The sequence below is a fragment of the Streptomyces hawaiiensis genome (assembly GCF_004803895.1).
GTDB lineage: Bacteria > Actinomycetota > Actinomycetes > Streptomycetales > Streptomycetaceae > Streptomyces > Streptomyces hawaiiensis.
In genome coordinates, this window is the sequence record NZ_CP021978.1 from 4,615,680 (window position 1) to 4,628,738 (window position 13,059).

Here is a 13,059-nt window from a genome sequence, read left to right on the forward strand (position 1 = left end):
GTCTTGTCATGACCTCGCAAAGCGTGCGACGAGAATCGCCACTACCGCTCCATGAGTCAAGGGCCCGGGACGGCCGACCTGGTGACGGGGGGCGATTCACCCCGGGGGGTCCCGAATCGGCCGGGGCAACAACAAACCCCAGGTCGTCGGCCTGGGGTTTCATGGAGCGGGCGGCGGGTCCTGCCGCCGTCCACCTGATCAGCTCCGGCCGGGATCGGCGACGCCGGACGCGTCGCTCGCGGCGCGGCGGTACTCGGCGTTGATGCGCTGAGCTTCCTCGAGCTGGTCCTCGAGGATGACGATGCGGCACGCGGCCTCGATCGGGGTTCCCCTGTCGACGAGCTCACGAGCGCGCGCGGCGACCCGCAGCTGGTAGCGGGAGTACCGGCGGTGTCCGCCCTCCGAGCGCAGCGGAGTGATCAGCCGGGCTTCCCCGATGGCTCGCAGGAAGCCGGGGGTGGTGCCGAGCATCTCGGCGGCCCGGCCCATGGTGTAGGCCGGGTAGTCGTCGTCGTCCAGACGATCGCTGAGCGGGGTATCTGCTTCCATGTCACCTCGTAGTACAACGCGTCGAGGGGCCCTGGTGCCGTACGGCACCAGGGCCCCGAAGGAAATTCAACACCATCTGTCGGCCCTCATGCTGCGCCGACCTTCTGTTTCCGCTACCCGGCCCGGTTACGGGAGGGGTGCGGGGATCGCGGCTGCGTGACCGGGGACCACCATCCAATCCGGGGTCTTGCGGTACCCGGACCGAGAGCTTCCCGGACCGGGCGATCCTGATGGCGTCTGCTCCTCCGTCCTTCCTCGGGTCTCGCCTGACCATGTCTACGAGAAGAAGACTAACTGCGACGAGCGCCAATGTCTACTCTGGCAAAGACAGATTTTGGAGCCCGGTGGGCGCAGGCATCCTGTGGCACACGACACGACGAAGAGGGCCCTGCCGACGCGCGTCGGCAGGGCCCTCTTCGGTACCCGGTGGCGGTTGACCGCCCGTTGCTCTACGCGGCCGAGCCGAAGCCCGTCCGCCGTTGCGCCCTGGGGCGCGCCGCCTCGCCGGCGGGGCGGCCCTGGCCGGTGGGACGGCGGCCCCGCCGGCCCCGGGACGGGGCAGACGCGCCGCGGGGACGCTCCGCGCGTGGCGCGGTGACGACGACCGGGACACCGGAGGGGGCCTGGGCACCGGTGATGCGGCTCAGCTCCGCCTCGCCGGACCGCACCTGGGCGACCTGGGGGGTGATGCCCGCCGACGTCATCAGCCGGCTCATCCCGCGACGCTGCCCCGGGGTCACCAGGGTGACCACGCTGCCGGACTCGCCGGCGCGGGCGGTACGGCCGCCGCGGTGCAGGTAGTCCTTGTGGTCGCTGGGCGGGTCCACGTTGACGACGAGGTCGAGGTTGTCGACGTGGATGCCGCGGGCGGCGACGTTGGTCGCGACCAGGACCGTCACATGGCCGCTCTTGAACTGTGCCAGGGTCCGTGTCCGCTGGGGCTGGGACTTGCCGCCGTGCAGGGCCGCGGCGCGCACACCGCTGCTCAGCAGGTGCTCGGTCAGCCGGTCCACCGCGTGCTTGGTGTCCAGGAACATGATCACCCGGCCGTCCCGGGCCGCGATCTCGGTGGTCGTCCGGTGCTTGTCCGCGTCGTGCACGTGGAGGACGTGGTGCTCCATCGTGGTGACCGCGCCCGCGGACGGGTCGACGGAGTGCACCACCGGGTCGTGCAGGTAGGTGCGGACCAGCCGGTCGACGTTGCGGTCCAGGGTGGCCGAGAACAGCATCCGCTGCCCGCCGGGGCGCACCTGGTCGAGCAGGGCGGTGACCTGCGGCATGAAGCCCATGTCGGCCATCTGGTCGGCCTCGTCGAGAACCGTGATGCCGACGCCGTCCAGGCGGCAGTCGCCCCGGTCGATGAGGTCCTTGAGCCGCCCGGGCGTGGCGACGACCACCTCGGCCCCGGCGCGCAGCGCACCGGCCTGCTTGCCGATCGACATCCCGCCGACGACGGTGGCGAGCCGCAGGCTCACGGAGCGGGCGTACGGAGTGAGCGCGTCGGTGACCTGCTGGGCGAGCTCGCGGGTGGGCACGAGGACGAGGGCGAGCGGTTGCCGCGGCTCGGCGCGCTTGCCCGCCGTACGGGCGAGCACGGCGAGGCCGAAGGCCAGGGTCTTGCCCGAGCCGGTGCGGCCGCGGCCCAGGACGTCCCGGCCGGCCAGGGAGTTCGGCAGGGTCGCCGCCTGGATCGGGAACGGCGCGGTCACGCCCGAGCGGCCCAGCGTGGTCAACAGCTGCGCGGGCAGGTCGAGGTCGGCGAACGCCTCGACGGCGGGCAGCGAGGGTGTGACCGTCTTCGGCAGGGCGAACTCGCCCTGGGGCGCCCGGCGGCTTCCGTAGCTCGCGGAGCGGCGCGGACCACCGGAACGGCGGCCGGAGCCGTCGCCTCCTGAGAAACGGTCATGGGTACGCGAGGTGTGGGCACGCTTCATGCGGGACCTTCCTTGATGGGCGCGTAGCAAGGAAATCCCGCAGCAGAGGAGCGGCGCAGAGAATCTCGAGACGAGCCGAAGTCGAGGCGGCCGGGTCGGACCGGCCGGAAAAAACAGCGAGCTGGGGCCCGCACCCCAGAGGTGCGGGCCCCAGCTGCGAAATATGCGCGAGCGCCGATGTCAGGCGGGCACGATGTTCTCGGCCGTCGGGCCCTTCTGGCCCTGCGCGATGTCGAACGACACCTTCTGGCCTTCGAGCAGCTCGCGGAAGCCCTGGGTGGCGATGTTCGAGTAGTGGGCGAAGACGTCGGCGCCGCCGCCGTCCTGCTCGATGAAGCCGAATCCCTTTTCCGCGTTGAACCACTTCACGGTGCCAGTAGCCATTTTATTTCTCCTTCGGAGGCGGTTTCAGGAATTCACCGTGTGTGAATTCCGTGTCGCCGTGATGATTACCCCGTAGGAAATGAACCTTCTGGCAACCACACCTGCAACTGAGATCGACAGTAGCACGGTGTGTTCGGCCCGTCGGCGTCCGGCAATTGCACTCCGGCAGGCGTTCGAGGAATATTCGGCGGGCCCCGCTTCTATTTCTCATGTCGCGGGCACAGATATTGCCCTCCGGGGGCGCGGCTCTTCCTGCCGCACCCTGGCGTGCCGGCCCTGTGACCTCCGGCGACGGGGGATGGGCCGCTGCCACCGCCGCCGGCGGCCGGTGCGGCGGAGAATGCGCCGGAGCGTCACTCCCGCGACGAAGGTCACATCCCCCGAGCGGGCCACGCCGGACCGCAACTACGTGGGCATGTCACCGATCGGTGACAGCGTGGTGCGGGGCCCCCAAGAGCACCAAGCGGACGGGGGCAAGGAACTGGACAGCATCATCGCCGCCGACTGGCACACCTGCGCGACGGACGCCGTCCTCTTCAGCTGAACGGAGCCGGGACTCCCTTCGGAGCTACCACGGCACCTCTCCCTCGTCGTCGAAGAAGCAGCCGGTCGGGCCGTCGTCGGGCAGCGTCGCGAGCCGGATCGCGACCACCGCGCCCTGCTCCGGGGTGCGGACGCCGCGGAAGCCGTTGAGGTCGGTCGCGCAGTAACCGGGGCAGGCGGCGTTGACGAGGATGTCCGTGTCGTGGAGCTCCTTGGCGTACTGGACGGTGACGGCGTTGAGGAACGACTTGGACGGCGTGTAGGCGACGGAAATCGGGCCCGTGTCGCTGCCGGGGGTGGTCTGCCGGGTGAGTGAGCCGACCCCGCTGGACATGTTCACGATCCGCGGCGACGACGAGCGGCGCAGCAACGGCAGCATGGCGTTGGTGACGCGGATGACGCCGATCACGTTGGTCTCCACGACCGTCCGCACCGTCGCCGGATCGACCGTGGTGGGCGCCTGCGGCGCACTGCCGGTGATCCCGGCGTTGTTGATCAGTACGTCGAGACGGCCGGCGCTGTCTTCTATCAGTGCGGCGGCTTCGGCCACGCTCGCGTCGTCGGTCACGTCGAGCGGTATGCCGAACGCGTCGACGCCGCCCGCCCGCAGTTTCGCCACCGCGCTCTCGCGCCGCTCCCGGTCGCGGGAGCCGACCCCGACCCTCCAGCCGAGGGCGCCCAGGCCCGCCGCGATCTCGTATCCGATGCCCTTGTTCGCGCCGGTGACCAGCGCGATCGTCTGTTCGCTCATGCCGTCGATCCTGTCCGGGCCGGGCGGCGGCGGGCCAACACCGATCGGGTGGGCGGCGATACCGCACCGGTATCGATCCAGGTCGCGGAAGTACCATGACGGCGTGGAGACAAGGGAGTTGCGGTACTTCGTCGCGGTCGCCGAGGAGCTGCACTTCGGGAGGGCCGCCCAGCGGATCGGGATCGCGCAGCCCCCGCTGTCGAGGGCGATCGGCCGGCTCGAACGGCGCCTCCAAGCGGTGCTGCTGGAACGCAGCAGCCGCGCGGTGACCCTGACGGAGGCCGGGGCGGTGCTCCTGAGGGAGGCCCGGGCGGCGCTCGCAGCGGTCGAGGCCGCCGAACGCCGCACCCGCCGCGCGGCGCTCGCCACGGCGGGCCAGGCCGGCGTGGTCCTCGTCACGAAGGCCGGAGCGTCCAGCGAGCTGCTGGCGCGACTGCTCGACGCCTATGCCGCCGAGCCCGACGCGGTCGCCGTCGATCTGCTCCTGTGCGGAATGGGCGAGCAGGGGCCGATGCTGCGCGACGGCCGGGCCGATGTGGCGCTGCTGCACCTGCCGTTCGACACCACGGCCGGCCTCGACACCGAGGAGCTCTGCACGGAGGGCCAGGTCGCGGTGCTCCCGGCCGGGCATCCCCTCACCGCGCGGCCCCATGTCCGTACGGCCGACGTCACCGGCCTCCCCGACCTGCCGATGCCCCGCTGGCCCGGCCCCGACGGCACCTACCCGGCCGGGCCCGGCCCCCGAGCCCGCGACCACGCCCAGCTGCTCCAGCTGATCGCACTCGGCCGCGCCTGCTGGATCGCACCGGAGTCCTGCCGCACCCAACTGCGCGACGGTCTCGCCGCCGTGCCGGTGCTGGACGCACCGACGGTCACCACAGTGATCGCCTGGCCACCCCACAGCCGGTCCCGGGCGGTCGCGGCGCTGGTCCGCACGGCGGCGCGGGTCGGTCCGCACGTCGCCGACCGACCCGGCCGCCGCGCCACCGCCCTCCGATAGCATGTTCGAACTCGCGATGGTCCCTCCATCGCTCTCCATCTGCCCAGCCATTCGGATGAATCGGCCAAAAGATTGATAGCCAGAGCATCGCGGGTGTTTTCGCGAACAAGCGGCATGACTTCGTGGGGCGCGTGGCGCCATCGGCGCGCGGTGCTGTGGGGCGCGGCGGTCCTGGTGGCCTGCGGATTCCTGGTCGCGCTGGAGATCGCCGCACGCCACTACGGTGAACCGGGGCCGATCACCAACCAGGTGAAGGCCCTGGTCTTTGCTCCCAAGCCGGGGCCGTTGTACGGCGGTCTGGCCTTGATGATGGTGGTGCTCGGCTGGCGGCAGCGGTTCATCGCGGCCGGCGCCGCGATCGGTATCGACGCCGTCCTCCTGCCGGTGCGACGGGCTGTCGGCGCCGACATGTCCGACGGCCATGTCTTCGGCACCGGTGCGCTCTGGGTGATGCTGGCCTTCGCGGTCATCGCCGTCACGCGCCGCACCGGCCCTGAACGCGTCCTGCTGCTGAAGGGCGTCGGGCTGGGCCTGTTGCTGGTGGCCGCCCGCAAGACCGGCGACACCTGGCTCTTCATCACGGCGAAGACCCGCCCGACGGTGCTCGACCAGTACGTGGCGACCGCCGACCACGCGCTGGGCAACCCCTCATGGCTGGCAGGCCGGATCGTCAAGGCCACCGACCCCTTCAGCAGCCATCTCCTCCAACTGGTCTACGGCCAGCTCGCGGTGGCCGCGGTGGTCGTCGCCTTCTACCAGCTGCGCAACGTGACGGCCGAGCGCCGCTTCCCGAGCCATCACCTGGTGCGCACCTTCCTGGTGATCGGCCTGCTCGGGCCGGGCATCTACATGCTCTTCCCGGTGGTCGGCCCGGTCTTCGCCTACGGCCCGGGCGCCTCCGGCACCGGCGGCGTGCAGTGGGCGGCGGCCGACCTGTGGCCGCACACGCCGCTGCCGGTCAGCACCCCGCACACGATGACGTACGACGGGATCACCCCCCGCAACTGCATGCCCAGCCTGCACACGGCGTGGGCCGTCGCGATCTTCGTCCATACCCGCCGGGCGCCGCGGATCCTGCGGTTCGCCGGCACGTTCTGGCTGATCACCACACTCGCCGCGACCCTGGGATTCGGCTACCACTACGGCGTGGATCTCGTCGCCGGCGTGGTGTTCGCCCTCACCATCGAGGCCGCCCTGCGCTCGCTCGACCGCGGCTGGGACCGGCCGGGAATCCAGCTGGTCGTGTACGGCACCACGGTCTTCATCGCGCTCTTGCTGTCGTACCGCTATCTGCCGACGGAGATGGCCGGACACCCGGAGGTGTCCGGGCCGCTTCTCATCCTGGCGATGACCTCGGTGATCTACGGCTACGTACGCACGACCCGCAGGCCCGCCCCGCGGTTGCCGAGTCCCCGCACCCCGGTAGAGGACGCCGCGCGGGAGGACGCCTTGACCGTGGAGCACGAAGGAACCGCTCCCCCGCCCGCTCGTTCACCGGAACCTCGCTGACGTCCCACCCGCCGCATCACACGACGGCCTTGTACCCCTGCCAGCCCCGTGCCGGACCGACTCGGGCCACCGTTCCTGCTGGAAGGCAAGAAGAAGGCATGTCGGGACACAGGGCAACGCCCCGGCATTTCCCGGCCCCCGGCCGCTGTCCCCCACGCGCGTGGCGGGAGCCTAACGGCATGTCCATGACTGGCTGGGGGTATTGCTCACGACCGTCGACCACGCAGGAAGCCGGGGGTGGTGCCGGGCATCCGTTCACCGGGCCCCGCCGACCAGGACACCCCGACGCCCGAGAACCACGGCTGCGGTGTCTGTCTGCCCGGCGTTCCGGGCGGTAGCTTGGTGGAGAAGGCCCCAGAAGGAGGGCGATGCGATGCCGTGGTTCCTGTGGCTGCTCGCCGCCGCGGCGCTGGGCGCCGTGGAGTTCTTCACCCTGACGCTGGTCTTCGGGTTGCTGGCGGGCGCCGCGTTGGTCGCCGCCGTGGTCGCCGGTGTGGGCATCGGTCTGCTCGGCCAGCTGGTGGCACTCGGAGTAGCGGCGGCGGCGGGCCTGGTCATCGTCCGTCCTGTCGCGCTGCGGCACATGGCACAGCAGCCCCTCACCCGCGAGGGCAGCGACGCGCTGATCGGCAGGCGCGCCGAGGTGATGCAGGAGGTCACCGCGACCCGCGGCCTGATCAAACTCTCGGGTGAGGAATGGTCCGCCCGCGCCCTCGACGAGAGCCATGTGATCCCGGTGGGGGCGTTGGTGGACGTCATGGAGATCGAAGGGGCCACGGCCATCGTCTACCCCCGCGAACTCCTTCCCTGAACGGCTGAACACACAGCAGTGGAGGCACTGTGGATCCAGTTGTCATCCCCATTCTTGTGGCGGCCCTCGTCGTCGTCTTCCTCGTGGCCTCCACCGTGCGGATCGTCCCGCAGGCGCGCCGCTACAACATCGAGCGGTTCGGCCGGTACCGCCGGACGCTGCAACCCGGCCTGAACCTGGTCGTGCCGGTGGCGGACCGCATCAACACGAAACTCGACGTGCGCGAGCAGGTCTATTCGTCCGACCCCAGGCCGGTGATCACCGAGGACAACCTCGTGGTGAACATCGACACCGTTCTCTACTACCAGATCACGGACCCGCGGGCGGCGGCCTACGAGGTCGCCGACTACCTCCACGCGATCGATCAGCTCACCGTGACCACGCTGCGCAACGTCATCGGCAGCATGGACCTGGAGGAGACGCTCACCTCGCGTGAGGAGATCAACTCCCGGCTCCGGGCCGTCCTCGACGACGCCACCGGCAAGTGGGGCATCCGGGTCAACCGCGTCGAGATCAAGGCCATCGATCCACCGCACACCATCAAGGAAGCGATGGAGAAGCAGATGCGGGCCGAGCGTGACAAGCGCGCGGCCATCCTGCACGCCGAGGGGGAGCGGCAAGCCAAGATCCTTACCGCGGAAGGCACGAAGCAGAAGGACATCCTGGAGGCCCAGGGCACGCAACAGGCCATGATCCTGCGGGCGGACGGCGAGGCCAAGGCGGTGGAGCTCGTCTTCCAGGCCGTCCATCGCAACAACGCCGACGCGAAGGTCCTGGCCTACAAGTACCTCGAGACGCTCCCGCACCTGGCGAGCAGCGACAACAACACGTTCTGGGTGATCCCGGGGGAGCTGACCGAGGCGGTCCGGACTGTCACCCGGGCGTTCGGTGACCAGTCGGCGGCCGGCCCTCCCCACCCTGCGCAGCCTGGGGAAGCAGCCACCGCCGACGATGACGACGCGTCGCACGGGACGCGGATCCCGCAGCTCGACGCGGGCTCGACGGTGTCCCTCGACGCCGCCGCGGCCGCTGACGAGGCCGAGAGACAGGCCGCCGCCGCGGTGAGCGACGCCAAGGCGGAGGCCGAGGCCGCCAAGTCGCCCCAGGTGCCACGCCGGGGCCGCACGTCCGGAGATTGAGCCCGGCCTCGGCCCCGGCCGGCGCCCCCGCCGGCCCGGACAACTACGAACCCACAGGTCGCTGACCTGGGGGCTTAGACAGCAGCGGCCGGCCGTGGACTGCCGTGGAAGACCTGGCTGGTGTGCCAGTCGAGGTGGTCGGCCGCGACAGGGCGTGCGCCCGGCTGTGGGCCGATGAGCGGGCGGCCCGCGAGCGCTTTGACGTGCTCGCGGGCAGCGGCGCTGTGGCCGACGAAACGCTGCGAGACCAGGATGCGGTGACCGTCGGCGACACCGAGGACACCCTTGTCGAAGAGCTTGTGGTGCAGCGAACACAGGCACAGCCCGTTCTCGACGTCGTCGGGGCCGTCGAACGCCCACCAGCGCACGTGCGCCGCCTCCAGCCCGACCGGCACAGTGCCGATCCTGCCGTCGTAACCGCAGAAGGCGCACCGGTACTCGTAAGCGGTCAACACCATCTCCCGCATCCGCCGGTCCCGCTGGCGTCTCACCCGCGCGAGTTGCTCGGCCTCCCCCGGCTCCAGCTCCAGGCCGGCGGCTTCGCACAGTTCCCCGTGGAGGGAGGGCGGGAAGTGCAGATCGAGCAGCAGCCGCGCGATCCTGCCGAGCAGTGACGGCTCACGTCGCAACGCTGCCCTCAGATCCGGCGCGAGCTGCCCGGTGGCACCTGTCTCCCGGAGATCCCGCACTCCGGTCCCGGGGCTGCCGGGGCCGCGATCAGTGCGTACTTCCCACACGCCGTCGCTGACCAGGTGGTGGAACGGGTAGGCGGGCGTCGTCCTGTTCGGCGGCCCGTACTCGGTCAACAGCCGCTGGAGGTCTTCTTCCACCGCGCTGTAGCGCAGCCTGCCGTCGGCATCCTCCTGGAACCGGCCGAGGGCGTAGAGGAGCAGCAGCGGCTTGTGGGGAGCGCGGGTCCCGCTCCTGGTCCACTGCCGCAGCTTCGCGGTGCGCTCCAGCCAGTCCATGGCCCGTGATCGTAGTGACGTTCTGCCAGGTTCAGGGAGTGGAGACGAGTTCAAGCCGGAGCGAGTGGCCGAGAAGCGAACTCGCCCTCCCCGCTTGGGAAACGACGGCGCTTGCGGCGCGCGAGCGGTCCTGGCGTGTGAAGGCCGGCGGGCGGAACGTCTGCGTGTACGGGCATTGCGCTCGGCCGGGCTCCGGGGCTCCAACCGGTGTCCTCGACGTCCGGTCACGGGGGTCACGGGGTCGCCGGTGCGGTCAACGCGTCGACCAGCCGGGCGAATTCGGTGCGGTGCCGGTCGGGCGGCCGCCGAGGTGCAGGGCGACGACCTGATCGGCGAGGTCGTCCGGGCCGGCTGGATGGGTATCCGGGAAACCGTTCGACCTGCACGGCCAGATACCGGCAGCCGCGGAACTCGGGCGCCCCTGCCTGCGATTCCACCTGCTCGAAACGTGCAGGATCCGCTCGCGTGGTGACCGGTCGTCGTCCGCCGCGGGCAGGAGAGTCGCATGGAGTTGTCCGGTCGCCAGGGGGGGGACGGCTGCGACTCGCCGAGCGCATCGCTCGTCGCAGCTGCTCAGCACGCGATGCGTCAGCGCATGTCCGCCGCATCGAGCAGGGCGGCCACGGTGGGGGCGATGAGCCCGGCCTGCGTGTCGGCTTTGATTCCCGCACGGGCGCTGGCGCCGTCGAAGACCAGGATCAGCTGACGGGCCAGCAGGTCCGGGTCGCTCGCCCCGCCCTGTTCGGCCTCGGCCCGGAAGAAGGCTGTCAGGTTCTCCTTGACCCGACGGGCCACCCGGCTCGCGGGGTGGCTCGGGTCCTTGAGCTCGATCTGCACGACGAGGTACCGGCAGCCCTGGAAGTCGGGTGCACCCGCCTGTGCCTCCGCCTGTTCGAAGACGTGCAGGATCCGCTCGCGGGGTGGACGGTTGTCGTCCGCCGCGGGAAGGAGTGCCGTCACATAGGCGGAGGCGCGTTCCTCCAGGCTTGCCGCCAGCAGTTCGCCTTTGCTCTCGAACAGCTTGTACATGGAGCGCTTGGACACCCCCGCCGCCTTGCACAGCGCGTCGACGCCGATGTTGACGCCGTCCTGGTAGGTGAGCGTGGCCGCTGCCTCCAGCAGTCGCTCTCGGGAGCTTGGCATTGCTTCGGTGGTCATATTGCGAGGTTAACTCGATTTCGGCCCATTGGAAACCGATCGGTTTACGGTGAACGTCGCGAGGAAGCTGGAGAAGCCGGGCGGCGCCTTGATGGGGTGGCGTCCGGACGTCGGCACCCCCATCGTGGCCTTCGGAATCGGTGCGCTCACCCTCCTTGCCACGCTCGGTGCGCCCGGCATCCCTCGCCTGCCGCTGCTGTGAGCTGCTGTGACTTACCCCGGTGGCACCCCCGATGGCCGGTGTGTCCTGGTCTCGGAGATTCAGCCCACATCGTGTGTGCCCTACCGGCGATGATCGGAGCGCAGGGCATTTCTCGCCAGATGGACTCAGGCTCAGTGGGCGATCACAGGCTCGCCCTCCGACGGCGCCAGAGCTGAATTCGGCATCAGGAACGCCGTGACCACCGCGCCGACCACGAAGATCCCGGCGCCCCACGCCAGGGTGGCCGTGTAGCTCTCGACCCCCGCCTGGGCCATGGTCAGTGCGCCCGGCTTGTGCGAGGACAGGTAGTCGGTCGCGGCCGATGAGGCAACGGTGGTCAGCAGCGCCGTACTGATCGAGCCGCCCACCTGCTGGCTGGTGTTGATCAGCGCCGAGGCGACGCCCGCGTCCTCGTGGTGCACGCCTGCGGTCGCACCCTGGAACGCGGTGGTCATCACCCCACCGATACCGAGACCCAAAAGGATCATGCCCGGCATGATGTCGGCGACGTAGGCGCTGTCCAGCGTGAGCCGGGTCAGCAGGGCCATGCCGGATGCGGAGACCAGGAAGCTGACACTGACCACGACCTTCGGACCGACCTTGGGCAGCAGCAGCGAAGGCACCGTGGTCGACGAGGCAACGATGCCGCCGACCATCGGCAGGAAGGACAGACCGGCCTCGATCGGCGAGTAGCCGATGCTGGCCTCCAGGTAATAGGTCAGGAACAGGAAGATCGAGAACATCCCCATGCCCAGGACGAACACGGCCAGGAACGAACCACCCCGGGCCCGATCCAGCACGACTCGTAGCGGCAGCAGCGGATGCGCGACCTTGAGCTCCAGCCAGGCGAATACCGCGAGCAGCACCACGCCGCTGATCATGGAGCCGAGGGCGACCGGGTCGGTCCAACTGGTGGATTCGACGTGCGCGAATCCGTAGACGATGCCGAACAGCGCGGCGCTCACCACGACGGTGCCAGGAATATCGATTTTGGGTCGCTCGGTGACTGCGGGCTTGGCCAGCAACAGCAGCGCACCGGCCAGCGCGACGCCCGCGAAAATGACGTTCACGTACATCACCCAGCGCCACGACGCCCATTCGGTGAGCATGCCGCCGAGCAGCAGTCCGACAGCGGCACCCGCACCGGACAACGCGCTGAAGATGCCGAAGGCTTTCGGCCTTTCGGCCGGCTGGGTGAAGGTCACGCTGAGCAGTGAGAGGGCCGCGGGCGCGAGCAGCGCGGCGAAGAGGCCCTGAGCCACGCGTGCCGCGACGAGTATTTCGAAGCTACCGGCCGCGCCGCCGACGACGGATGCGGCCGCGAAGCCGATCAGGCCGGTCACGAACGTCGTACGCCGGCCGAACAGGTCACCGAGTCGGCCTCCGAGCAGCAGCAGGCTGCCGAACGCCAAGGCGTACCCCGTGATGACCCACTGCCGGCTGCCGTCACTGAAGCCGAGGTCGTGTTGCGCTGCGGGTAGCGCGATGTTCACGACGGTCGCATCGAGCGTGACCATGAGCTGTGCCACGCCCAGCACGACGAGCACCCACCAGCGCACGGCATGTGAGCCGCGGCGGCCCGAGTCTGTTTTTCCGGAGGCGGGCGCCCCGCGGTCGAAGGTGGTACTCACTTTTCCCCTTAGTCGCTGGTCATGGGCCGACCGTCGGCCGGAAACCGATCTGTTTCCACTCAGGAAAACAGATCGGTTTCCTAGGCGCAAGTGGAGGGGTCGCTTCTGGCTCGGGACTGCCCCGGCAGGGTCGGAGTCCGCGTAGGCCGACGGCGGTGCCTCGGCAGAGGGGCCGTCGGGGAGGGCCGGGGAGTGACCGACCGGTCGCCCGACCTCCGCGGCGAGGCCGTAGGACCTCACTGCGTCCGGCCGGCGAGAGGCCGTCACGCCGTTCCCCGTACGTCCGCGCTGACTCGCCTGCGCCTGCCGCTCGGGAAGGCTCTGGAGTCCGTGGCCGGCGAGGAGAGGGGGCAAGCCCCGGCTTCGACCGTCACCCCAGGCATCCACGGGTATGGAACGCCTGGTGAAACGGGGGGCATGTCGGGCTTGCATCTGGAAACCGATCGGTTTACCTTAGTCGAAACCGATCGGTTTCCCATT

13 protein-coding genes and 1 pseudogene are annotated in these 13,059 nt (G+C 70.1%); 6 read left to right on the forward strand and 8 right to left on the reverse strand.

The window, feature by feature from the left end; all coding sequences use genetic code 11:
- Window positions 1–198 precede the first annotated feature (198 nt).
- The 3 genes from CEB94_RS21255 to CEB94_RS21265 form a co-directional block, all read right to left on the reverse strand.
- A complete protein-coding gene (locus tag CEB94_RS21255) occupies window positions 199–549 on the reverse strand; it encodes a helix-turn-helix domain-containing protein (RefSeq protein ID WP_175433734.1) in 351 nt (116 codons plus the stop codon).
- A gap of 449 nt (window positions 550–998) precedes the next feature.
- The gene (locus tag CEB94_RS21260) at window positions 999–2,483 is read right to left on the reverse strand and encodes a DEAD/DEAH box helicase (protein ID WP_175433735.1); all 1,485 of its coding nucleotides are present in this window, start codon (window positions 2,481–2,483) and stop codon (window positions 999–1,001) included.
- 180 nt (window positions 2,484–2,663) lie between these two features.
- Window positions 2,664–2,867, reverse strand: a complete 204-nt coding sequence (locus tag CEB94_RS21265; protein ID WP_028799214.1) for a cold-shock protein — start codon at window positions 2,865–2,867, stop codon at window positions 2,664–2,666.
- Between the two features lie 340 nt (window positions 2,868–3,207).
- Between CEB94_RS21265 and CEB94_RS21270 the strand changes: the two genes are divergently transcribed.
- Complete coding sequence (locus tag CEB94_RS21270) at window positions 3,208–3,411, forward strand: hypothetical protein (protein ID WP_175433736.1); 204 nt, start codon at window positions 3,208–3,210, stop codon at window positions 3,409–3,411.
- Window positions 3,412–3,435: 24 nt separating this feature from the next.
- On the opposite strand, the gene CEB94_RS21275 is transcribed toward CEB94_RS21270, so the two are convergent.
- Entirely contained in the window at window positions 3,436–4,161 is a 726-nt protein-coding gene (locus tag CEB94_RS21275) for an SDR family oxidoreductase (RefSeq protein ID WP_175433737.1), read from the reverse strand.
- A gap of 103 nt (window positions 4,162–4,264) precedes the next feature.
- On the opposite strand from CEB94_RS21275, the gene CEB94_RS21280 reads away from it, so the two are divergent.
- From CEB94_RS21280 to CEB94_RS21295, 4 genes are all read left to right on the forward strand, one after another.
- Window positions 4,265–5,161, forward strand: coding sequence for a LysR family transcriptional regulator (locus tag CEB94_RS21280; protein ID WP_175433738.1), 897 nt, complete (start codon window positions 4,265–4,267; stop codon window positions 5,159–5,161).
- A 114-nt stretch (window positions 5,162–5,275) separates the two neighbouring features.
- Window positions 5,276–6,670 (forward strand): phosphatase PAP2 family protein, encoded by a 1,395-nt coding sequence (locus CEB94_RS21285; protein ID WP_175433739.1) that lies wholly within the window; start codon window positions 5,276–5,278, stop codon window positions 6,668–6,670.
- Window positions 6,671–7,043: 373 nt separating this feature from the next.
- Window positions 7,044–7,481 (forward strand): NfeD family protein, encoded by a 438-nt coding sequence (locus CEB94_RS21290; protein ID WP_175433740.1) that lies wholly within the window; start codon window positions 7,044–7,046, stop codon window positions 7,479–7,481.
- 29 nt (window positions 7,482–7,510) lie between these two features.
- Window positions 7,511–8,620: an SPFH domain-containing protein gene (locus CEB94_RS21295; RefSeq protein WP_175433741.1), complete on the forward strand. Its 1,110-nt coding sequence runs from the start codon at window positions 7,511–7,513 to the stop codon at window positions 8,618–8,620.
- A 74-nt stretch (window positions 8,621–8,694) separates the two neighbouring features.
- Here the strand turns inward: CEB94_RS21295 and CEB94_RS21300 are convergent, their stop codons facing one another.
- The 3 genes and pseudogenes from CEB94_RS21300 to CEB94_RS21305 all read right to left on the reverse strand — a co-directional run bounded on the left by CEB94_RS21300 (window position 8,695) and on the right by CEB94_RS21305 (window position 10,746).
- Window positions 8,695–9,588: a phosphorothioated DNA-binding restriction endonuclease gene (locus CEB94_RS21300; protein ID WP_175433742.1), complete on the reverse strand. Its 894-nt coding sequence runs from the start codon at window positions 9,586–9,588 to the stop codon at window positions 8,695–8,697.
- A 347-nt stretch (window positions 9,589–9,935) separates the two neighbouring features.
- Window positions 9,936–10,093 (reverse strand): annotated as a pseudogene (locus CEB94_RS40990) (TetR/AcrR family transcriptional regulator); the annotation flags it as partial.
- 83 nt (window positions 10,094–10,176) lie between these two features.
- Entirely contained in the window at window positions 10,177–10,746 is a 570-nt protein-coding gene (locus tag CEB94_RS21305) for a TetR/AcrR family transcriptional regulator (protein ID WP_175433743.1), read from the reverse strand.
- Window positions 10,747–10,795: 49 nt separating this feature from the next.
- On the opposite strand from CEB94_RS21305, the gene CEB94_RS21310 reads away from it, so the two are divergent.
- Window positions 10,796–10,948, forward strand: a complete 153-nt coding sequence (locus CEB94_RS21310) for a hypothetical protein (protein WP_175433744.1) — start codon at window positions 10,796–10,798, stop codon at window positions 10,946–10,948.
- Window positions 10,949–11,079: 131 nt separating this feature from the next.
- Here CEB94_RS21310 and CEB94_RS21315 read toward each other — a convergent pair whose 3' ends face one another.
- The gene (locus tag CEB94_RS21315) at window positions 11,080–12,579 is read right to left on the reverse strand and encodes an MFS transporter (protein ID WP_175433745.1); all 1,500 of its coding nucleotides are present in this window, start codon (window positions 12,577–12,579) and stop codon (window positions 11,080–11,082) included.
- Window positions 12,580–13,059 lie beyond the last annotated feature (480 nt).

What these genes read in the sequence shown, in the direction of transcription:
- CEB94_RS21265 (WP_028799214.1), bottom strand. Translation starts at nt 2,867, where the DNA reads ATGGCTACTGGCACCGTGAAGTGGTTCAACGCGGAAAAGGGATTCGGC.
- CEB94_RS21285 (WP_175433739.1), top strand. Translation starts at nt 5,276, where the DNA reads ATGACTTCGTGGGGCGCGTGGCGCCATCGGCGCGCGGTGCTGTGGGGC.
- CEB94_RS21290 (WP_175433740.1), top strand. Translation starts at nt 7,044, where the DNA reads ATGCCGTGGTTCCTGTGGCTGCTCGCCGCCGCGGCGCTGGGCGCCGTG.
- CEB94_RS21305 (WP_175433743.1), bottom strand. Translation starts at nt 10,746, where the DNA reads ATGACCACCGAAGCAATGCCAAGCTCCCGAGAGCGACTGCTGGAGGCA.
- CEB94_RS21270 (WP_175433736.1), top strand. Translation starts at nt 3,208, where the DNA reads ATGCGCCGGAGCGTCACTCCCGCGACGAAGGTCACATCCCCCGAGCGG.
- CEB94_RS21300 (WP_175433742.1), bottom strand. Translation starts at nt 9,588, where the DNA reads ATGGACTGGCTGGAGCGCACCGCGAAGCTGCGGCAGTGGACCAGGAGC.
- CEB94_RS21275 (WP_175433737.1), bottom strand. Translation starts at nt 4,161, where the DNA reads ATGAGCGAACAGACGATCGCGCTGGTCACCGGCGCGAACAAGGGCATC.
- CEB94_RS21260 (WP_175433735.1), bottom strand. Translation starts at nt 2,483, where the DNA reads ATGAAGCGTGCCCACACCTCGCGTACCCATGACCGTTTCTCAGGAGGC.
- CEB94_RS21255 (WP_175433734.1), bottom strand. Translation starts at nt 549, where the DNA reads ATGGAAGCAGATACCCCGCTCAGCGATCGTCTGGACGACGACGACTAC.